Annotated in this window: 17 protein-coding genes and 1 pseudogene; 4 read left to right on the top strand and 14 right to left on the bottom strand. The window is 63.7% G+C overall.

The genetic code is table 11. The features are described from left to right. Positions 1-19 precede the first annotated feature (19 nt). The 7 genes from hutG to hutC all read right to left on the bottom strand — a co-directional run bounded on the left by hutG (position 20) and on the right by hutC (position 8415). Positions 20-823, bottom strand: coding sequence for an N-formylglutamate deformylase (gene hutG / locus C3F42_RS19925; RefSeq protein ID WP_094011051.1), 804 nt, complete (start codon positions 821-823; stop codon positions 20-22). Between the two features lie 10 nt (positions 824-833). Next, entirely contained in the window at positions 834-2039 is a 1206-nt protein-coding gene (gene hutI, locus C3F42_RS19920; protein WP_094011050.1) for an imidazolonepropionase, read from the bottom strand. A 19-nt stretch (positions 2040-2058) separates the two neighbouring features. After that, positions 2059-3462 (bottom strand): amino acid permease, encoded by a 1404-nt coding sequence (locus tag C3F42_RS19915; RefSeq protein WP_023632099.1) that lies wholly within the window; start codon positions 3460-3462, stop codon positions 2059-2061. Between the two features lie 140 nt (positions 3463-3602). Further along, positions 3603-5135 (bottom strand): histidine ammonia-lyase, encoded by a 1533-nt coding sequence (gene hutH / locus C3F42_RS19910; protein ID WP_038706938.1) that lies wholly within the window; start codon positions 5133-5135, stop codon positions 3603-3605. A gap of 85 nt (positions 5136-5220) precedes the next feature. Next, the gene (gene hutU, locus C3F42_RS19905) at positions 5221-6894 is read right to left on the bottom strand and encodes a urocanate hydratase (RefSeq protein WP_038706939.1); all 1674 of its coding nucleotides are present in this window, start codon (positions 6892-6894) and stop codon (positions 5221-5223) included. A gap of 241 nt (positions 6895-7135) precedes the next feature. After that, entirely contained in the window at positions 7136-7708 is a 573-nt protein-coding gene (locus C3F42_RS19900) for a HutD family protein (protein WP_094011049.1), read from the bottom strand. Next, positions 7705-8415 (bottom strand): histidine utilization repressor, encoded by a 711-nt coding sequence (hutC, locus tag C3F42_RS19895; RefSeq protein WP_167335938.1) that lies wholly within the window; start codon positions 8413-8415, stop codon positions 7705-7707. Before hutC ends, C3F42_RS19900 begins: the two co-directional genes overlap by 4 nt. A gap of 144 nt (positions 8416-8559) precedes the next feature. Here hutC and C3F42_RS19890 point away from each other — a divergent pair, with 144 nt between their 5' ends. Then, complete coding sequence (locus C3F42_RS19890) at positions 8560-9924, top strand: formimidoylglutamate deiminase (protein WP_104444788.1); 1365 nt, start codon at positions 8560-8562, stop codon at positions 9922-9924. Positions 9925-9994: 70 nt separating this feature from the next. Here the strand turns inward: C3F42_RS19890 and C3F42_RS19885 are convergent, their stop codons facing one another. Next, a complete protein-coding gene (locus C3F42_RS19885; protein ID WP_023631132.1) occupies positions 9995-10567 on the bottom strand; it encodes a lipocalin family protein in 573 nt (190 codons plus the stop codon). Continuing rightward, positions 10564-10818 carry an outer membrane protein assembly factor BamE gene (gene bamE, locus C3F42_RS19880; protein ID WP_011536093.1) on the bottom strand — a complete coding sequence of 85 codons (255 nt, stop codon included), beginning with the start codon at positions 10816-10818 and terminating at the stop codon, positions 10564-10566. Before bamE ends, C3F42_RS19885 begins: the two co-directional genes overlap by 4 nt. A gap of 223 nt (positions 10819-11041) precedes the next feature. On the opposite strand from bamE, the pseudogene C3F42_RS30340 reads away from it, so the two are divergent. Continuing rightward, positions 11042-12031: pseudogene (locus C3F42_RS30340) on the top strand (cache domain-containing protein); the annotation flags it as partial. A 72-nt stretch (positions 12032-12103) separates the two neighbouring features. Further along, on the top strand, positions 12104-12934 hold the full coding sequence (locus C3F42_RS30335) for a methyl-accepting chemotaxis protein (protein ID WP_371041497.1): 831 nt from the start codon (positions 12104-12106) through the stop codon (positions 12932-12934). Between the two features lie 33 nt (positions 12935-12967). Here the strand turns inward: C3F42_RS30335 and C3F42_RS19870 are convergent, their stop codons facing one another. The 3 genes from C3F42_RS19870 to C3F42_RS19860 form a co-directional block, all read right to left on the bottom strand. Then, positions 12968-13564 (bottom strand): DUF924 family protein, encoded by a 597-nt coding sequence (locus C3F42_RS19870; RefSeq protein WP_046853890.1) that lies wholly within the window; start codon positions 13562-13564, stop codon positions 12968-12970. A gap of 3 nt (positions 13565-13567) precedes the next feature. Beyond that, positions 13568-14578, bottom strand: coding sequence for a class 1 fructose-bisphosphatase (locus C3F42_RS19865; RefSeq protein WP_038706942.1), 1011 nt, complete (start codon positions 14576-14578; stop codon positions 13568-13570). A 157-nt stretch (positions 14579-14735) separates the two neighbouring features. Continuing rightward, positions 14736-17201, bottom strand: a complete 2466-nt coding sequence (locus tag C3F42_RS19860) for a glycogen/starch/alpha-glucan phosphorylase (protein WP_094011045.1) — start codon at positions 17199-17201, stop codon at positions 14736-14738. A 198-nt stretch (positions 17202-17399) separates the two neighbouring features. On the opposite strand from C3F42_RS19860, the gene C3F42_RS19855 reads away from it, so the two are divergent. After that, positions 17400-17804, top strand: coding sequence for a YkgJ family cysteine cluster protein (locus C3F42_RS19855; RefSeq protein WP_023628812.1), 405 nt, complete (start codon positions 17400-17402; stop codon positions 17802-17804). 112 nt (positions 17805-17916) lie between these two features. Here C3F42_RS19855 and typA read toward each other — a convergent pair whose 3' ends face one another. Both typA and thiI read right to left on the bottom strand, forming a co-directional pair. Continuing rightward, a complete protein-coding gene (gene typA, locus C3F42_RS19850; RefSeq protein ID WP_023628813.1) occupies positions 17917-19737 on the bottom strand; it encodes a translational GTPase TypA in 1821 nt (606 codons plus the stop codon). A gap of 127 nt (positions 19738-19864) precedes the next feature. Further along, positions 19865-21319 carry a tRNA uracil 4-sulfurtransferase ThiI gene (thiI, locus tag C3F42_RS19845; protein ID WP_023628814.1) on the bottom strand — a complete coding sequence of 485 codons (1455 nt, stop codon included), beginning with the start codon at positions 21317-21319 and terminating at the stop codon, positions 19865-19867. Positions 21320-21669 lie beyond the last annotated feature (350 nt).

Genomic DNA, 21669 nt, shown 5'->3' with positions numbered 1-21669 from the left:
AGGCAGGGGCACTTTCAGCCTATTGGACGTAGCGCGCGCGGCCCCAGTCCAACAAGGCCTGCAGCAATGCGCGCAGGACAGCCTGCGTGGGCTGCGCCAAGTCCTGTCGATAAAGGTACGGCGCGTGTTCCTCCATGTAGGTACTCTGCGCCAGTTCCAGCTGCACCGCGTGAATGTGGTTGGACGGGTCGCCATAGTGGCGGGTGATGTGCCCACCCTTGAAGCGACCATTGAGCACATGGCTATAGCCCTGCGCCGCAGCGCATACCCCCTCCAGCCGTTGAGCCAGCTCCGGGTCGCAACTTGCACCGTTGAAGGTGCCCAGGTTGAAGTCCGGCAGCTTGCCGTCGAACAGGTGCGGGATCAGCGAGCGGATCGAGTGGGCATCCCACAACAGGGCGTAGCCGAAGTGCTCGCGCAGACGCTCCAACTCGTTGCGAATGGTGTCGTGGTAAGGGCGCCAGATCTGCTCCAGGTACTGTTTGCGCTGCTCGCCAGTCGGTTCCAGCCCGTCCTTGAACAGCGGCTCTCCCTCGAACAGCGTGGCCGGGTACAGACCGGTGGTGGCACCGGCATACAGTGGCTTGTCGTCATCCGGCCGGTTGAGGTCGATGACGAAACGCGAATACTCCGCCGTCACCACGCTGGCGCCCAAGTCGCGGGCGAAGTCATACAGGCGCGGGATGTGCCAGTCGGTGTCCGGCAGGCTGCGCGCCTGGTCCACCAGGCCGTCGCGCACCGCATCGGTCAGGCCCAGCCCGGCGTGGGGCATGCTGATCAGCAGCGGCAGACGGCCCTGATGAAAACTCAATACTTTGTCCATATGCCCTCGCTCAATTGGATATCTCATGGCCCAGGCGCACCACGCGCTTGGGCAGGTCGCCGCCGAGCCAGTAGCTGAGGTCGGCGGGGCGTTCGATCTGCCAGGCGATGAAGTCCGCGACCTTGCCCTCTTCCAGCGAACCATGGCTATCGCCCAGGCCCAGCGCCGTGGCGGCGTGCACGGTGACACCGGCCAAAGCTTCCTCGGGGGTCATGCGGAAACAGGTGCAGCCCATGTTCAACATCAGGCGCAGCGACAGCCCCGGCGAGGTACCGGGATTGAGGTCGCTGGCCAGGGCGATCTTCACGCCGTGCTGGCGCAGGGCATCCATCGGCGGAAGCTGGGTTTCGCGCAGGAAGTAGAACGCCCCCGGCAGCAGCACCGCCACCGTGCCGGCCTCGGCCATAGCGATGGCGTCTTCTTCGGTCATGAACTCCAGGTGATCGGCCGACAGAGCGTGGTAACGCGCCGCCAGGCTCGAACCGTGCAGCGACGACAGTTGCTCGGCGTGCAGTTTCACCGGCAGTCCCAACTCACGAGCCTTGATGAATACCCGCTCGACCTGGGCTGGGGAGAACGCCAGGTGTTCACAGAACGCATCCACCGCGTCCACCAGGCCCTCGGCAGCCAATGCCGGGAGCATGACGTCGCAGATATGGGCGATGTAGTCGTCGGCCCGCCCCGCAAATTCCGGCGGCAGGGCATGGGCCGCCAGGCAGGTGCTGCGCACGGTCACGGGCAGTTCCTCACCCAGGCGCCGGGCGACACGCAACATCTTGCGCTCGCTCTCGAGGTCCAGGCCGTAACCGGACTTGATCTCGATCGTGGTCACACCGTCGCGCATCAGCGTCTGGACGCGCTGACGGGCACTCACCAGCAGTTCGTCCTCGCTGGCGGCACGGGTAGCTCGCACGGTGCTGGCGATGCCGCCGCCCTGAGCGGCGATCTCGGCATAGCTGACGCCTTGCAGGCGCTGCTCGAACTCGCCGCTGCGGTTGCCGCCGAACACCGCGTGGGTGTGGCAGTCGATCAACCCCGGGGTAACCCAGGCACCGCCGAGGTCGACGATGCGATCGGCCGCCACTGGCGGCACCTCGTCACGTGGGCCGATCCATTCGATCAGGCCGGCGCTGGTGACGATCGCCGCATCCTCGATGATCGAGTAGCGGCCCTCGGCCATGGTTGCCGCATGGCAGTGCTGCCAGAGGGTTCTCATCAGGATCTCCTTGTAAGACTCAACGGTGCAGCTCGGCAGGTTCACGGACCGGCTCGCCGTCACCTGCGCGCGGCTTGCACCACAGCAGGTAGGAAGCGACCAGGAACACGACCCAGATAACGCCGACGATCAATGCCGCCTGGGTATCCGGGAAGTAACCCAGCACACCGAAGATGAACAGCATGAAAGCAATGGCCATCGCCGGACCATAGGGCCAGAACGGCACGGGGAACTTGAGCTGGGCGACTTCTTCGCGGCTCATGCTGCGACGCATGGCCACCTGGGTGACCAGGATCATCAGCCACACCCACACAGTGGCGAAGGTGGCGATCGAAGCGATCAGCAGGAACACGTTCTCCGGAATCAGGTAGTTGAGCAGCACGCCCACCAGCAACGCCGCGCCCATCACCACCACGGTCATCCACGGCACGCCGTGCCTGGACAGCTTGCCAAAGCCACGCGGCGCCTGGCCGTGCTGGGACAGGCCGTACATCATCCGGCCAGCGCCGAAGATGTCGCTGTTGATCGCGGAAATGGCTGCCGAAATCACCACGATGTTAAGCACCGCCGCCGCCGAGCCAATCCCCAGGTTGCTGAATATCTGCACAAACGGGCTGCCCTGGCTGCCGATCTGCGGCCAGGGGTACAGGCACATCAGCACGAACAGGGTCAGCACGTAGAACAGCAGGATGCGCAGCGGCACGGCGTTGATCGCTTTCGGGATCACCCGTTGCGGGTCTTTCGCTTCACCTGCGGTGACGCCGATGATCTCGATGCCGCCGAAGGCGAACATCACCACCGCGAATGAGGCGATCAGGCCACTGACGCCATTGGGCATGAAGCCGCCATGTTCGAACAGGTTGCTCACCCCGACGGCGTGCCCGCTGCCCACCTGGCTGAAGCCGAAGGCCATGATGCCGAGACCTGCGAGGATCATCGCGACGATGGCCCCGACCTTGAGCAGCGACAGCCAGAACTCCATCTCGCCGAACACCCGCACGTTGCACAGGTTCAGGCCACCGATCAGGAAGACAATACCCAGCACCCAGATCCAGCGTGCCACTTCGGGGAACCAGAAACCCATGTAGATCCCGAAGGCCGTGACATCGGCGATGGCGACGATGACCATCTCGAAGGCGTAGGTCCAGCCGAGGATGAAGCCGGCCATGGGGCCGAGGTAGGTGCTGGCGTAGTGGCCGAAGGAGCCGGACACCGGATTGTGCACGGCCATTTCGCCGAGGGCACGCATGACCATGAACACCGCGGCGCCGCCGATCAGGTAGGCCAGCAGCACGGCCGGGCCAGCCATCTGGATGGCCGAGGCCGAACCGTAGAAAAGCCCGGTACCGATTGCCGAACCGAGCGCCATGAAACGGATGTGCCGGGCCGATAGCCCGCGCTTGAGACCTTGAGCTTGTTGCATGTCACGTCCTTATTGTTGTTCTGGTCGTGATATCGGGATGGGGTCTGCTGCGCAGCCCAATCGCCGGCAAGCCGGCTCCCACACAAGCAGTTGTGGGAGCCGGCTTGCCGGCGATGGGCCGCAAAGCGGCCCCGAGGGCGTTACAGGCTTGGCAGGACGCCCACCGGCAGCAGCCCGGTCAGCGTGCCTTTGGCCAGCAACGCGGCAGCCGCCTCGATATCCGGCGAGAAGAAACGGTCGCGGTCATAGTGCGGCACTTCGCGACGCAGCGCCTGGCGCGCCAGTTCCAGCTTGACCGAGGTCTTCAGGCCCTTGCGCAGGTCCAGGCCCTGGCAGGCGCCCAGCCATTCGATGGCCAGCACGCCACGGGTGTTCTCGGCCATTTCCCACAGGCGCTTGCCGGCGGCCGGGGCCATCGACACATGGTCTTCCTGGTTGGCCGAAGTCGGCAGGCTGTCGACGCTGTGCGGGTGCGACAGTGCCTTGTTCTCGCTGGCCAGGGCGGCAGCGGTGACCTGGGCGATCATGAAGCCGGAGTTCACACCACCGTTTTCCACCAGGAACGGCGGCAGCTGGGACATGTGCTTGTCCATCATCAGCGAGATGCGGCGCTCGCTCAGCGAGCCGATCTCGGCGATGGCCAGGGCCAGGTTGTCGGCAGCCATGGCCACGGGTTCTGCGTGGAAGTTGCCACCGGAGATCACGTCGCCCTCGGCGGCGAACACCAGAGGGTTGTCCGACACGGCGTTGGCTTCGATGCCCAGCACCTCGGCGGCCTGGCGGATCTGGGTCAGGCAGGCGCCCATGACTTGCGGCTGGCAGCGCAGGGAGTACGGATCCTGCACCTTGTCGCAGTTCTTGTGCGACAGCGAGACTTCGCTGGAATCGCCCAGCAGGTCGCGGAAGCAGGCGGCGGTATCGATCTGGCCACGCTGGCCGCGCACTTCATGGATGCGCGCATCGAACGGCGAGCGCGAACCCAGCGCCGCCTCGACGCTCAGACCGCCACAGGCGATGGCCGCGGCGTACAGGTCTTCGGCCTGGAACAGGCCACGCAGGGCATAGGCGGTGGAGGCCTGGGTGCCGTTGAGCAGGGCCAGGCCCTCTTTCGCGGCCAGGGTCAGTGGCTCCAGGCCGGCGACGGCCAGGGCTTCGGTGGCCGGCAACCATTGGCCCTTGTAACGGGCCTTGCCTTCGCCCAGCAGCACCAGCGACATGTGCGCCAGCGGCGCCAGGTCGCCGGAGGCGCCGACCGAACCTTTCAGCGGGATGTGCGGATAGACTTCGGCGTTGACCAGGCCGATCAGCGCATCGATGACTTTGCGGCGGATGCCAGAGAAGCCACGGCTGAGGCTGTTGATCTTGAGCACCATGATCAGCCGCACCAGGTCGTCGTCCAGCGGCGCGCCGATACCGGCGGCGTGGGACAGCACCAGCGAGCGCTGCAGGTTTTCCAGGTCGTGGCTGGCGATGCGGGTCGAGGCCAGCAGGCCGAAACCGGTGTTGATGCCGTAGGCGGTACGGTCTTCGGCGATGATCTGCTCGACGCAGGCGACGCTGGCGTCGATGGCGGGCGCGGCGCTGGCATCGAGCTGCAGGCGCACGGGCGCGGCGTGGATGGCGCGCAGCTGGGCCAGGGTCAGGGTGCCGGGCTTGAGGGTCAATTCGGTCACTTCGCTACTCCAATCGCATGGGGGCCATGGCCCCCTTCTTATTGTTCAGTATCACCCGTGGAGGGTGCGATCCAAAGCGCGGCGATCAGCCGGTGATCATCGGCAGGTCCAGGCCCTGCTCCTTGGCGCAGTCGATGGCGATCTGGTAGCCGGCGTCGGCGTGGCGCATCACGCCGGTGCCCGGGTCGTTGGTCAGTACGCGGGCGATACGCTCGGCGGCCTCATCGGTACCGTCGCAGACGATGACCATGCCCGAATGCTGGGAGAAGCCCATGCCCACGCCACCGCCGTGGTGCAGCGAAACCCAGGTGGCGCCGCCTGCGGTGTTGAGCAGGGCGTTGAGCAGCGGCCAATCGGAGACCGCGTCGGAGCCGTCGCGCATGGCTTCGGTTTCGCGGTTGGGGCTGGATACCGAGCCCGAGTCCAGGTGGTCACGGCCGATGACGACGGGCGCCGACAGCTCACCGCTGCGCACCATCTCGTTGAACGCCAGGCCCAGCTTGGCGCGCAGGCCCAGGCCAACCCAGCAGATGCGCGCCGGCAGGCCCTGGAAGCTGATGCGCTCGCGGGCCATGTCCAGCCAGCGGTGCAGGTGGGCGTCGTCGGGGATCAGTTCCTTGACCTTGGCGTCGGTCTTGTAGATGTCTTCGGCATCGCCCGAGAGCGCGGCCCAGCGGAACGGGCCGACGCCGCGGCAGAACAGCGGGCGGATGTACGCCGGGACGAAGCCCGGGAAGTCGAAGGCGTTGGCCACGCCCTCTTCCTTGGCCATCTGGCGGATGTTGTTGCCGTAGTCGAAGGTCGGGATGCCCTGCTTCTGGAAGTCGAGCATGGCTTGTACATGTACGGCCATCGACTGTTTCGCGGCCTTGACCACGCCTGCCGGGTCGGTCACCGCGCGGTCGCGGTACTGCTCCCAGGTCCAGCCGGCCGGCAGGTAGCCGTTGAGCGGGTCGTGGGCGCTGGTCTGGTCGGTGACCATGTCCGGGCGCACGCCACGCTTGACCAGCTCAGGCAGAATCTCGGCGGCGTTGCCGTGCAGGGCGATGGAGATGGCCTTGCCTTCGGCGGTGTACTTGGCGATGCGCGCCAGGGCGTCGTCCAGGTCAGTGGCCTGCTCGTCGACGTAGCGGGTCTCTAGGCGGAAGTCGATGCGGCTTTGCTGGCACTCGATGTTCAGCGAGCAGGCGCCGGCAAGTGTTGCCGCCAGTGGCTGGGCGCCGCCCATGCCGCCCAGGCCCGCGGTCAATACCCACTTGCCTTTGAGGCTGCCGTTGTAGTGCTGGCGGCCGGCCTCGACGAAGGTTTCATAGGTGCCCTGGACGATGCCCTGGCTACCGATGTAGATCCAGCTGCCAGCGGTCATCTGGCCGTACATGGCCAGGCCTTTCGCGTCCAGTTCGTTGAAGTGTTCCCAGTTGGCCCAGTGCGGTACCAGGTTGGAGTTGGCGATCAGCACGCGCGGGGCGTTGCTGTGGGTCTTGAACACGCCGACCGGCTTGCCCGACTGCACCAGCAGGGTTTCGTCGTCTTCCAGGCGGGTCAGGGTTTCGACGATCTTGTCGTAGCACTCCCAGTTGCGCGCGGCGCGGCCGATGCCACCGTATACCACCAGCTCTTTCGGGTTTTCGGCGACCTGTGGGTCGAGGTTGTTCATCAGCATGCGCAGCGGAGCTTCGGTGAGCCAGCTCTTGGCGGTCAGCTTGTTGCCACGCGGGGCACGGATTTCTACGTCACGGTACTTGTTGTTGTCAGTCACGGGGATGTCCTCTGCGGTCGTCCGACGGCATGTGTGTGTCGTGGCGACTATACAAACACATCTTTACTTGTATGTACAAGCATAGGCAACTAAAAAGAGTGCCCATTCCTCGGAGAAACGAAAAAGGGGCCGCTGTGCGTCCCATCGCTGGCAAGCCAGCTGCCACAGGGTTCACTTGGCCCATGTGGGAGCTGGCTTACCAGCGATGGGCTGCACAGCAGCCCCTTTCAACGATGACAGGTCAGTGTGAAATCAGCTCGATCAGGCAGAACCGCCCCTGTACATCCACTTCCAGCAACCCTTCATTGCCATCGACACGCAGGCAGTCATACCGCCCAAGCTGCTGCGTCTCCTCCCCAGCCAGCCCCACCTCGACATGAGTGCTGGCGGCAAACAGCAATAGCGTCGAAGCCGAGCTGAACAACCGATTCGAACCATCGAACCACTGCAACCGCGCCCGATACCGCTGCGGCGCATAGATCAGGTTGAAGTCGCGTATCGCCCCACCCAACAACTTGCAGCTCACCTGGCTTTCACCATTGAAGGCGAAGGCGTCGAACGGCAGCAACGGCCGGCTGGCTTGGCCATCGACCAGCAGGCGCATGCCATCGCCCTGCAACACGGTGATGATCCGCTGGTACCCGGTGAAGCTGGAAAAACCACCGGACTCCTCGATATCGGCGATCGACAGGCGCCAGCCGAAACCGTCCAGGCTGTCGCCTGCGTCGCGGGTGATTTCTTCGGTGAAACCGCCACCGTTTTTCCAGGGCATGCGCGGATAATCCTGGGCACGCAACAGCTGCAACTGGGTCATTTGCTGAATCGTCCTTCCAGACGGTGACGGGAACCGGGGTGGATCAGGCGCGCAGCGGTGACTGGCTGGCGTCCCGACCAGGTGCGACGACGGATCAACAGGCACGGCTCGCCCCGCTCGATCTGCAGCAGCTTGCATTCTTCAGGTTCGGCAAGGATCGCCTCGACCACGTGCTCGCCTTCAGTGAGCGGCGCCACCTGCGACAGGTAGGCGTAGGGCGTCTGCCGGGTGAAATCCTGCTTGAGGTAGTCCGGAGCGATGGCGGCGTTGACGTAGCGATCCTCGATCTGCACCGGCACGCCATTTTCGTAATGCACGATCAGCGAGTGGAAGACCCGCTGGCCTTCGCGCATGTCCAGGGCCAGGGCGCGTTCGGAACCGGCGGCTTCCTCGGCAAGCTTTATCACCTGGCAGCTATGCTGGTGGCCACGTCCGGCGATCTCGTCGGCGATGTTGTTGACCTCGAACAGCGCCGAGCGGCTCTTGGGTTCGGCGACGAAGGTGCCGACGCCCTGCATGCGCACCAGCAGGCCTTCGGCGGTGAGTTCGCGCAGGGCGCGGTTGATGGTCATGCGGCTGAAGCCCAGCTCGCTGACCAGTTCGCTTTCCGATGGCACCCGGTGATGAGGCGGCCAGCTGCCGCTCTCGATCTGCTGGATGATCATGTGTTTCACCCGGGCGTAGAGCGGCGCCGGCCCTTCGCCCATCTGGGCAACCAGCGCGGAGACAGGAAGTGTCGGCACGGCGTTGAATCCTTGTGCGGTTGGAGTGAACGGTAGCTTGCCGGAGTTTACCCGGCAGGCAAACGGCTGTATATGTATATACAAGTTAACAATAACAGGATTTCACCGATGCCCGCCTACTTCGCCGAACGCGCCCTGCTCCCTTCGGGCTGGGCCCGCAATGTCCGCCTGGAGGTCGCCGCCGACGGTCGGCTGGCCGCGATCATGGCCGATGCCGACGCCGAGGGCGCCGAGCGCCTGGCCGGGCCGCTGCTGCCGGGCATGCCCAACCTGCACTCGCACGCATTCCAGCGGGCCATGGCGGGGCTGGCGGAAGTGGCCGGCAATCCCAACGACAGCTTCTGGACCTGGCGCGAGCTGATGTACCGCCTGGTCGGCCGGATCACGCCGGAACAACTGCAAGTGATCGCGCGCCAGCTGTATATCGAGATGCTCAAGGCCGGCTACACCTCGGTGGCCGAGTTCCACTATGTGCACCATGACCAGAACGGCCAGGCCTACGCCGACCCCGCCGAGCTGTCACGCCGCATCAGCGCCGCCGCCGGCGCCAGCGGCATCGGCCTGACGCTGCTGCCGGTCTTGTACAGCCATGCCGGCTTCGGCGGCCAGGCGCCCAATGACGGGCAACGGCGCTTCATCAACTCAACCGAACAATACCTTCGCCTGCAACAGCAGCTAGCGCCATTGCTGGCACTACAGCCGGCGCAGGCACTGGGACTGTGCTTCCACTCGCTGCGCGCCGTGACACCGGAGCAGATCGCCGATGTGCTCGGTGCCAGCGACAAAACCTGCCCGATCCATATCCACGTTGCCGAGCAACAGAAGGAAGTCGATGACTGCCTGGCCTGGAGCGGCCGCCGTCCGCTGCAATGGCTGTACGAGCATGTCGATGTCGATCAGCGCTGGTGCCTGGTCCATGCCACCCACGCCGAAGGCGACGAAGTCGCCGCCATGGCCCGCAGTGGCGCGGTGGCAGGCCTGTGCCTGACCACCGAGGCGAACCTGGGTGACGGCATCTTCCCGGCGTTGGACTACCTGGCCCAGGGCGGGCGGATGGGTATCGGCTCGGACAGCCATGTGTCCTTGAGCGTGGTCGAGGAACTGCGCTGGCTTGAGTACGGCCAGCGCCTGCGTGACCAGCGGCGCAATCGCCTGTATCGCGCCGATCAACCGATGGTTGGGCGAACCTTGTACGACGCCGCGCTGCTGGGCGGTGCCCAGGCGCTGGGGCAGCCGATCGGCGAGCTGGCCGTGGGCAAGCGGGCGGACTGGTTGGTTCTCGACGGGCAGGATCCGTATCTGGCCGTGGCCGACGGCGATGCCATTCTCAACCGCTGGTTGTTCGCGGGTTCTGATCGCCAGGTGCGCGATGTGATGGTCAACGGGCAGTGGGTGGTGCGCCAAGGGCGGCATGAACAGGAGGAGCAAAGCGCGGCAGCGTTTGTACAAGTGCTGCGACAGTTGCTGGACTGACAGTCGAAACATCGCGGGGCCCGCTCCCACGAGTACGTGTGGGGAGCGGGTTTGACGCGCGATGGCGTCCTCAATGCCGGGCGACGATGCTCTTGTCGGGCGTGCGCCAGATCAGGCGGCTGGTATCAAAGCCCTGCTGCCGCGCCTTGGCCAGCAGGTTCTCACGCTCCCACGCCGGCAACGAGGGCGTACGCGAAAGTATCCACAGGTACTTGCGGTCCGGGCTACCGACGATCGCCGTGCGATAGCGCTCGTCGACGAACAAGATCCAGTAGTCCCCCTTGGCCACCCCGGGCACCAGGCGGGTGAACCAATTGTCGAACTCCACCCACAGCTTGTCGGTGTGCCCCGCCTGCTGCGGCGTGGCATGGCCCTCGGCCCGCAGCCATTCATCACCCAGGGTACGGCAACGGTTCAGCACGCCGACCGTGCCATCGGGCTTGAGGTTGTAATGGGCCTCGGACTGGGCGCAACCGTCCTGGTACTTCATTGGCAGGCGCGCCAGCTCGAACCATTTGCCCTGGTAACGCTTGAGGTCGACCGCACCTGCGGTCTTCGGCGCCAGCGGGTCGGTGGCCGAGGTGGCGCAGCCACCCAGCAGCATCACCAGGCACACGCCCAGCAGCAGGTGCAGGTGCCTCATTTGAGGCCCTGCCCGGAATACATCAGGACCTTGTCCGCCGCGTACTGCACGCTGATGAAGCTCTTCTCGTCACCCCAGGTGCAGCTGCTCATGCCCAGCGCGCCGGAACACTCCTTGGGCGTGCCGAGCAACTGCTCGACCTCGGCCTTGTTCATGCCGGCCTTGAGCTTGGAATAGTTTTCCTGGTTGATCTTGCTGCAGGCGGTCAGGACGACGCACAAGGACAACAGGGCGAGGGAACGCAACGACATGAAGGGACACTCCTGGAGATGGATACACAGGCGCGAGGGCCTGCAGGGAGCTTAGAAGGGAAAAAGGCTCCTCGGTTCCCTGGCCGACGAGGTTTCGTTGTGCACCGTTGGTCGCCTGGCGCGCAAACGATTAATGTTTTATCTCTGCGCGTCGACATAGAGCGGTGGTGTGGCCTTTTGCCGCACCCCTCCCCTTCGTGCCCGTGCGCAGATTCCAAGAAAAATGACCAAGAACCTCAAGTTCAGCCACAAGATCCTGCTGGCCGCCGCTCTGGTGGTGGCCGTCGCCTTCACTTGCTTCGTCCTGTTCAACGACTACCGACAGCGTCAGTCGCTGCGTAGCGACACCGACTCGACGCTGCAATCGCTGGGGAACCTCACCGCCGGCAACATCCGCACCTGGCTCGACAGCCGTATCCAGCTGGTGAACTCGGTGGCCCAGCAGATTGCCGTCGACGGCCCCGCCAAGAGCAGCCTCGAGCGCATCCTGGCGCTGCCGGTGTACGGCAGCAACTTCATCCTCACCTACTTCGGCGGCCAGGATGGCAGCATGCAGTCGGTGCCGGTGGGCAACCGCGCCGCCGACTACGACCCGCGCGTGCGCGGCTGGTACAAGGCGGCCAGCGCCGCGGGCCAGACCATCGTCACCGAACCGTACATCTCGGTATCGGCCGGCAAGCTGGTAATTACCCTGGCCACTCCGGTGCAACAGGGCGGGCGCATGATCGGCGTCAGCGGTGTCGACACCGATCTGCAGACCATCAGCAACCTGGTCAACACCCTGGACTTCGGCGGCCACGGGCACGCCTTCATCGTCAACGGCGAGGGCAAGGTGCTCATCCACCCCAAGGGCGAACTGGCGCTCAAGCCCCTGGCGGATGTCTACCCTGGCAGCAACCTGCGCATCGGCAGCGGCCTGAAGGAAGTGGAAGTCGAGGGTCGCAAACAGTTCATCAGCTTCACCCACGTCGATGGCGTGCCGTCGGCGGACTGGTACGTGGCGCTGGTACTGGACCAGGACGCAGCCTTCGCCATGCTCGGCGAACTGCGCACTTCGGCCGTGGTGGCGACACTGATCGCGGTGGTGGTGATCATCGCCCTGCTCGGCTTGCTGATCCGCGTGCTGATGAAACCGCTGCACGTCATGGGCCGCGCCATGCGCGACATCGCCGAGGGCGAAGGCGACCTGACCCGGCGCCTGGCCATCCACGCCCAGGACGAGTTCGGCAGCCTGGCGCAGTCGTTCAACCGCTTCGTCGAGCGGATCCACGAATCGATCCGCGAAGTGGCCTCGGCCACCGGCCAGGTGAATGCCGTGGCCGGTCAGGTGGTCAGCGCCTCGAACGCCTCGATCCACAACGCCGACCAGCAGTCCAGCCGCACCAGCAGTGTCGCCGCGGCGATCAACCAGCTCGGCGCCGCCGCCCAGGAAATCGCCCAGAACGCCGCCCTCGCCTCGCAGCATTCCAGCGCCGCCCGCGGCCTGGCCGAGGAAGGCCAGCAAGTGGTCGGCGAGACCATCGATGTGATGAACCAGCTATCGGCGCGCATCAGCGATGCCAGCGGCAACATCGAGACGCTGAATAATCACACGGCGAACATTGGTCAGATCCTCGATGTAATCAGCGGCATTTCGCAGCAGACCAACCTGCTGGCGCTCAACGCGGCCATCGAGGCGGCCCGTGCCGGCGAAGCCGGACGCGGTTTCGCGGTAGTGGCCGACGAGGTGCGCAACCTGGCACACCGCACCCAGGACTCGGCACAGCAGGTGCAGCGCCTGATCGAGGAGCTGCAGGCCGGCGCCCAGGTGGCCGTGAGCACCATGAACCAGAGCCAGCAGCACAGCGACCGCAGCGTCGGCATCGCCAACCAGGCCGGCGAACGCCTGTGCAGCGTCACCCAGCGCATCGGCGAGATTGACGGCATGAACCAGTCGGTGGCCACCGCCACCGAAGAGCAGACGGCCGTGGTCGAGTCGATCAATGTCGACATCACCGAGATCAATACGCTGAATCAGGAAGGGGTGCAGAACCTGCAGAGCACCTTGCGTGCCTGCACCGACCTGGAGCATCAGGTCGAGCGGTTGAAGCATCTGGTGGGTAGCTTCAGGATCTGAGATGGCTGGGGCCGCTTCGCGGCCCCACTGGCACTAGAACCTGGACCCAGGCTCCAGCAAGAAGTCCATCTCTTCACTGGTGCTCGGGCGGTTCAGCACCAGGTTGCGGTGCGGGAAGCGCCCGAAGCGGGCGATCACCCGCTGGTGCTGCTCGGCATAGTCGAGGAAGCCTTCGAACAACCGACGGTTGGCCTCGGGCTGCTCGTCCAGCAAGGTCTGGTAACGCTCGACGCACAGGTTTTGCCAGTCCAGCACCTCGGCATGCTCCAGCACAAGCAGCACGAACACCCGCTGGATCGGCAGCAGCTGGTAGTCCCAGCCCTTCTGCAACCCCTGCATGGCCACTACCTGGGCACGCCGGTCACCCTCGAAGGCACGCGGCGTGTCGCGATAGATCATGCGCGGCAGCTGATCCAGCAGCAGCACCAGACCGAGCCAGCCCTGGGGGCTCTGCTGCCACTCGTCGAGCCCGCCCGCCAGGGCTTGCTCGACCAGGTCGCCGAACAGCGCCTGGGCATCGGCGTCGTGATGCTTGCCGAACCACAGCGTGTTCTTCTCGTCAGCCACGGCCTGGGCACTTGTGCCCCAACCGAACCACCACTCCAGCAACGGCTGCCAAGGTGCGAGCATGACTTACTCCTTGTGGTAGGCGGTGACGCGCTCGACCTCTTCCTTCGAGCCGAGGATCACCGACACGCGCTGGTGCAGGCTCTCCGGCTTGATGTCGAGGATACGCTCGTAACCGTTGGTGGAAGCGCCGCCGGCCTGCTCGATGATGAACGACATCGGGTTGGCTTCGTACATCAGGCGCAGCTTGCCCGGCTTGCTCGGCTCACGGGCATCGCGTGGGTACATGAACAGGCCGCCACGGGTCAGGATGCGGTGCACATCGGCCACCATCGAGGCGATCCAGCGCATGTTGTAGTTCTTTTTCAGTGGCCCGGTCTCGCCGGCCAGCAGCTCGCCCACGTAGCGTTGCACCGGGGCTTCCCAGTGGCGCTGGTTGGACATGTTGATGGCGAACTCGGCAGTGGTGGCCGGTACCTGGATGTTTTCGTGGGTCAGGACGAAGCTGCCCAGCTCGCGGTCCAGGGTGAAGCCCTTGACGCCGTTGCCCAGGGTCAGGATCAGCATGGTCTGCGGGCCGTAGATGGCGTAGCCGGCGGCGACCTGCTGGGTGCCTGGCTGCAGGAATGCGTTCTCGTTCAGGGTTTCGTTCTGGCTCAGGTATTCGTTCGGGCAACGCAGCACCGAGAAGATGGTGCCGACCGAGACGTTGACGTCGATGTTCGACGAGCCGTCCAGTGGGTCGAAGACCAGCAGGTAGGCGCCTTTGGGGTACTTGCCCGGGATCTGGTAGGCATTGTCCATCTCTTCGGAAGCCATGCCGGCCAGGTGACCGCCCCACTCGTTGGCTTCGAGCAGGATGTCGTTGGAAATCACGTCGAGCTTCTTCTGCACCTCGCCCTGCACGTTCTCGGTGCCCATGCTGCCCAGCACGCCGCCCAGGGCGCCCTTGGACACGTGGTGGCTGATCTCCTTGCACGCACGCGCCACCACTTCGATCAGGAAGCGCAGATCGGCAGGGGTATTGTTGCTGCGGGTCTGCTCAATCAGATAGCGACTCAGGGTAACGCGGGACATGTATGGCTCCGAAAAGGAAAGGGGGAGAAAAACCCCCGCAGTTTACAGGGAGAGTGACGGGCTAGCGAGCAAAGAGACTCGACTGGCGGATCAGACGGCGCTTTGACCATTGAGTTCATGCAGCTGGTCGATTGGGGCTGCCGGGCAGCCCCACGCTTCAATCCAAGGCCTTCCAGATCTCGGTCGCATACTCGCGAATGGTCCGGTCCGACGAGAACCAGCCCATCCGCGCCGTATTCAGCACCGCCACGCGCCACCAGTCCTGCGGCGCGTGCCACAACTCCTCGACCCGCCGCTGGGCGTCCCAGTAGGCATCGAAGTCGGCGCACACCAGGAAGCGGTCGTAGGCGATCAGCCCGTCCACCAACCCGGCATAGCGCGCTGGATCATCAGGCGAGAACACCCCGCTGCGAATCGCCTGCAGCACGTCGCCCAGACGATGGGAGGCGGCGATCGCCGACGCGGCGCCAAAGTCGCCGCTGCGTTTGCGCGCCTCCACCTGCTGCGCGGTCAGGCCGAAGATGAACATGTTCTCCGCCCCCACCTGCTCGCACATCTCGACGTTGGCGCCGTCGAGCGTGCCGATTGTCAAGGCGCCATTGAGGCCAAACTTCATGTTGCTGGTGCCGGAGGCCTCGTAACCCGCCGTGGAAATCTGCTCGGACAGGTCCGCCGCCGGGATGATGCTCTCGGCCAGGCTGACGTTGTAGTTAGGCAGGAACACCACTTTGAGCAGGCCTCGTACCGTGGGGTCGTTATTGACCACCCGGGCGATGTCGTTGGCCAGCTTGATGATCAGTTTGGCCTGGTGGTAGCTGGCCGCCGCCTTGCCGGCAAAAATCTTCACCCTGGGCACCCAGTCGGTGCTGGGGTCATTGCGGATGGCCTGGTACAGCGCCACGGTGTGCAGCAGGTTGAGCAATTGCCGCTTGTACTCGTGAATGCGCTTGACCTGTACGTCGAACAACGCCTCCGGATTCACCGTCACCCCCAACCTGTCCTGGATGATGCTAGCCAGGGCGCGCTTGCTGTGCAGGCGCTGGGCGGCGAACTGCTTGCGGAAGGTAGCTTTGTCGGCATGCGGCGCCAGCCCCTTCAACTTGCCTTCAGGATCGTCGAGCAGCTCGGGACCCAACGCCTCGATCAACATCGCGGTGAGCAGCGGGTTGGCCTGATACAGCCATCGGCGGAAAGTGATGCCGTTGGTCTTGTTGTTGATCCGTTGTGGATAGAGCTTGTGCAGCTCGGCGAATACCGTGCTTTTCATCAGTTTACTGTGCAGCGCAGAGACACCATTGACGCTGTGCGAACCAAGGAACGCCAAGTTGCCCATGCGCACACGCCGGCCATTGTCTTCCTCGATCAACGACACGGCACGCAGCACGTCGAAGTCGTGCAGACCTTTGGCCCGCAGGGCATCGATATGGTAGGCGTTGATCAGGTAGATGATCTGCATGTGCCGCGGCAGCATGCGCTCCATCAGCGCCACCGGCCAGGTTTCCAGAGCCTCGGGCAGCAGCGTGTGGTTGGTGTAGGCCAGAGTCCCTACGGTCAGCTCCCAGGCTTTTTCCCAGGGGATTTCGTGCTGGTCCACCAGTAGGCGCATCAGTTCGGCCACGGCGATCGACGGATGAGTGTCATTGAGCTGAATGGCAGCGGCGTCCGGCAGGTTGAGCAGGTCCTTGTGCATGTTCAGGTGGCGCCGCAGCAGGTCCTGCAGGGAAGCCGATACAAAGAAGTACTCCTGGCGCAGGCGCAGTTCCTGACCCGCCTCGGTGCTGTCGGCCGGATACAACACTCGCGAGATGCTTTCGGCGCGGGCCACTTCGGCCACCGCGCCCAGGTGGTCACCTGCATTGAAGCGCTCCAGGTGCAGCTCCTCCAGCGCCCGGGCACGCCACAGGCGCAAGGTGTTGACGCTGGAGCCGCGCCAGCCGACCACTGGGGTGTCGTAGGCCACCGCACGAACCGTCTCGCCCGGCCACCAGACCTGACGCTGCTGGCCGTTACCTTCGTTCACGGTCTCGACACTGCCGCCGAAACTGATCGGGTAGATCACCTCGGCCCGCTCGAACTCCCATGGGTTGCCGAAGTCCAGCCAGTTCTCAGTTTGCTCCTGCTGCCAGCCATCGACCACCGCCTGACGGAACAACCCATGCTCGTAGCGAATGCCATAGCCATGGGCCGCGATACCGAGGGTCGACATGCTTTCCATGAAGCACGCCGCCAGGCGCCCGAGGCCACCGTTGCCCAGCGCCGCGTCAGGCTCGAGCAGGCGGATGCGCTCCAGGTCGACGTCCAGCCCCTCGAGGGCCTCGCGGGCGATCTCCAGGTAGCCGAGGTTGCTCAGGCTGTCGTACAGCAGGCGGCCGATGAGGAACTCCAGGGAGAGGTAATACACCCGTTTCTGGCTACGTCGGTAGGCCTGGCGAGTGTGATCCATCCAGTGGTCGACCATATGGTCGCGAGCCGCCAGGGCGATGGCCTCGAACCAGTCGTGGTCGAAGGCGTGTTCCGGGTCCTTGCCGACCGCATAGGTCAGCTTGGCCAGCACGGCGGCGCGAAACTCGGCCACTTCTTCATGATGAGCTTTGGCCTCACGGGCCTTGTTTTCCTGGGACATGCGGCATCCTCGGGCAAGTAGGCGAAAGCGCAGGGAGAGTGTTCAGCCTAGACGCTCTGACACACAGCGACAGCGACGGTTCGCGGTTTTCATCCACCGTTTGCGAAACCGGCAAAAGGTTGTTCACAATTTGAACAACTCCGGTATCATCGCGCGCCCCAAAACCGTGATTTTCCTTGCAAGAATAAAACCGCAACCATGAAACCGACCCTGATCGCCGCCGCTGAAGTCGACCGCCTGGAGACTTGGCAGCGCTATGCCAGCCACATGTGTGGTGGCTGCCACTCGACCTGCTGCACCCTGCCGGTGGAGGTGAAGATCAAGGATCTGATCCGCATTGGCGTGGTGGACGAGTTCGAGAAGGACGAGCCACCGAAGAACATCGCCAAGCGCCTGCAGAAGGACGGCATCATCGAACGCTTCAACCAGAAGTCGGGAATCTTCACCCTGACCCGGATGAGTAACGATGACTGCCTCTATCTGGACCGCAAGAGCCGTCTGTGCACCATCTACGACAAGCGCCCGGATACCTGCCGCAACCATCCCAAGGTCGGACCGCGGCCGGGGTATTGCGCGTACAAGCCCAAGGTGGTCGGGCGCTGAGACTGCGCCACGCCTGAAATGTCGGGACTGCAAAGCAGCCCGTATTTCTGAAGGCAAACAAAAACGCCCCCGGCCTTTCGACCGGGGGCGTTTTCATTCAGCCTGAGCTAACTCAGTTCTTGGCTTTCTTGGCAGCGCGGGTACGCTCGCCTTCGTCCAGGATCTTCTTGCGCAGACGGATCGACTTCGGCGTGACTTCGCACAGCTCGTCGTCCTGGATGAACTCCAGGGCCTGTTCCAGGGTGTGGCGAACCGGCGGTACCAGGGCGATGACTTCGTCCTTGCCCGAAGCACGCATGTTGTCGAGCTTCTTGCCTTTGGTCGGGTTCACGCCCAGGTCGTTGTCACGGCTGTTCAGGCCGATGATCTGACCGTTGTAGATCTCCTGGCCGTGCTCGACGAACAGCTTGCCGCGCGCCTGCAGGGTTTCGAGCGAGTAGGTCAGTGCCTTGCCGGTCTCGACCGAAACCAGTACGCCGTTCAGGCGGCCGGACATCTGGCCCGACTTCATGGTGTCGTAGCGATCGAAGATCGAGGTCAGGATGCCTGCACCGTTGGTCAGGGTCAGGAACTGGTTACGGAAACCGATCAGACCACGGGCTGGAATGTTGTATTCCAGGCGAACACGGCCCTTGCCATCCGGCACCATGTTGGTCAGGTCGCCTTTACGCAGACCCATTTCTTCCATGACCTTGCCCTGGGCTTCTTCAGGGATGTCGATGGTGACGTTCTCGAACGGCTCCTGCTTGACGCCGTCGACTTCGCGGATGATCACTTCAGGACGGCCTACGGCCATCTCGAAGCCTTCACGGCGCATGGTTTCGATCAGAACGGACAGGTGCAGCTCACCACGGCCCGAGACCTTGAACTTGTCTGGGGAGTCCGTTTCCTGGACGCGCAGGGCAACGTTGTACAGCAGCTCCTTGTCCAGACGGTCCTTGATGTTACGGCTGGTGACGAACTTGCCTTCCTTGCCGCAGAACGGCGAGTCGTTGACCTGGAAGGTCATCGAGACGGTTGGCTCGTCGACGGTCAGCGGCTTCATCGCTTCGACCGCGTCCGGGGCGCACAGGGTGTCGGAGATGAACAGCTCGTCGAAACCGCTGATGCAGACGATGTCGCCAGCCTGGGCTTCTTCGACGTCGACGCGGTGCAGGCCGTGGTGACCCATCAGCTTGAGGATTCGACCGTTACGCTTCTTGCCGTTGGTGTCGATGGCGACAACGGGGGTGTTCGGCTTGACGCGACCACGGGCGATACGGCCAACACCGATAACACCGAGGAAGCTGTTGTAGTCCAGTGCCGAGATCTGCATCTGGAACGAGCCTTCACGGTCAACGTCCGGCGCCGGTACGTTGTCGACGATCGACTGGTACAGGGCGGTCATGTCTTCGCCCATGGCGGTGTGGTCCAGACCGGCGATGCCGTTCAGGGCCGAGGCGTAGACGACTTTGAAGTCCAGCTGTTCGTCGGTGGCGCCGAGGTTGTCGAACAGGTCGAAGATCTGGTCCAGAACCCAGTCAGGACGCGCGCCCGGACGGTCGACCTTGTTGATCACGACGATTGGCTTCAGGCCAGCTTCGAAGGCCTTCTTGGTCACGAAGCGGGTTTGCGGCATCGGGCCGTCCTGGGCGTCGACCAGCAGCAGCACGGAGTCGACCATCGACATTACACGCTCAACCTCGCCACCGAAGTCGGCGTGGCCGGGGGTGTCGACGATGTTGATGTGGTAGCCGTTCCAGTTGATGGCGGTGTTCTTCGCCAGAATGGTAATGCCGCGCTCTTTTTCCTGGTCGTTGGAGTCCATGACGCGCTCGTCGTTGAGCTCGTTACGCTCCAGGGTGCCGGACTGGCGCAGGAGTTTGTCGACCAGGGTGGTTTTACCATGGTCAACGTGGGCGATGATGGCGATGTTACGCAGATTTTCGATCACAACTGTATCTCGATCAGAGGATTCGGTTGCCGCCAGTGTAGGCGGCCAATATGTACGGTTTACGGCTCAGCGGGCCCGGTGGTCGGGAGGGCGATGGCGGATGCTGCCGCCATACAGCCCTGGCGTCTTATGTCGGACGATAAACACGCACATTGGCATGTCCCTCACTGAGCAGGTGGTGTGCGTGCAGACGGCTCATCACACCCTTGTCGCAATACAGCAAGTACTGGCGCGTTGGGTCCAGGTGCTTGAACTTGCTGTTGATGGCGTAGAACGGCATGGCCTGGACTTCGATGCCTTCGAGCACCAGAGGTTCGTCTTCCTGGGCGTCGGGATGACGAATGTCGATGACGATATGGCCCGGGAGCGCCTCGGCCACTTCCTCGATTTCGATGTCCTTGCCCAGCTCGTCGATAACATGGTCGATGGAGATGAACTTGGCTCGCTCCAGGGCGCGCTCCAGCACGGCCATGTCGAACTGCTTTTCTTCGTGCTCCATGCGGTGACGCTTGGCATGAGTGGTCGGATTCACCGAGATCACACCGCAATATTCGGGCATGTGCTTGGCGAAGTCGGCGGTACCGATTTCGCTGGCCTGGTCGATGATGTCCTGCTTGTGGCTGGCCAGCAGCGGGCGCAGCACCAGCTTGTCGGTGGCCGAGTCGATGATCGACAGGTTGGGCAAGGTCTGGCTCGACACCTGGGAGATCGCCTCGCCGGTGACCAGCGCGTCGATCTGCAGGCGGTCGGCCATATGCGCCGCGCCGCGCAGCATCATGCGCTTGAGGGTGACGCCCATGTAGCTGTTGTCGACCTTGTTGAGAATCTCGCCGACCACTTCCTCGAACGGCACGCTGATGAACAGCACGCGCTGGCTGCTGCCGTACTTCTTCCACAGGTAGTGGGCCACTTCCATCACGCCCAGCTCGTGGGCACGGCCACCGAGGTTGAAGAAGCAGAAATGGGTCATCAGGCCGCGGCGCATCATCTGGTAAGCCGCCACGGTGGAGTCGAAACCACCGGACATAAGTACCAGGGTCTGCTCCAGGGCGCCCAACGGGTAGCCGCCGATGCCGTTGTGCTGGTTGTGGATCACGTACAGGCGCTGGTCACGGATTTCCATGCGCACCACGACTTCTGGCGTCTTCAGGTCGATGCCGGCGGCGCCGCACTGCTGGCGCAGCTGGCTGCCGACGTAGCGGTCGACGTCCATCGAGGTGAAGTCGTGGTGACCGCCGCGCTTGCAGCGTACCGAGAAGCGCTTGCCGGCCAGCAGATGGCCGAAGTGGTGCTTGCACTTGGCGACGATGTCGTCGAAATCGCCCAGCGGATATTCCTCGACCTGCAGGAAGTGGGTGATACCCGGTGTACAGGTGAGGCGCTCGATCATCTCGCGCTGGAGCTTCTCGTCCTCGACGCGGGTAACCACTTCGAGATTGTCCCAGACACCATCGACCGCGAGCTCAGGATCGATATCCTTGAGCACGTTGCGAATGTTCTTGCCGAGCTGGCGGATGAAGCGCTTGCGCACCGGCCGGCTCTTGATGGTGATTTCTGGGAAGACTTTGACGATAAGTTTCATTGGTTTAACAGCGCGCCCAGGGCCTACCGAAAATGAGGGGCGCGAATTATAGCGGAAATTGCTCAGCTTTTGACCAACTTTTGTACAGAGGGTTGGATTTATCGCGCATGTACCGTGGCACGGCGGAGCGCCGATGCGACTTGCCCCGCAATGAGGCCCCCGGGCGCGCACCATAATGGTGCAGCAATTCTGAAAAGCGCATCTTATGGGTGCGCTCTACATCAGCGCCACCTAGACAAATGCCCGCCAACGCCCCCTTTTATCCCACCCTCGCCATTTTCGGGCACTGGCATGCAATTTGCTCCCTTGTGAGGCAGGTAAGCTTGGCCGACTATCCGCGCCCAGCGACA

This window comes from Pseudomonas sp. PONIH3 (genome assembly GCF_002934345.1).
Classification (GTDB): Bacteria; Pseudomonadota; Gammaproteobacteria; order Pseudomonadales; family Pseudomonadaceae; genus Aquipseudomonas; species Aquipseudomonas soli.
The sequence above is the reverse complement of the archived record's forward strand: the minus strand, read 5'-3'. Positions and strand labels throughout refer to the sequence as shown.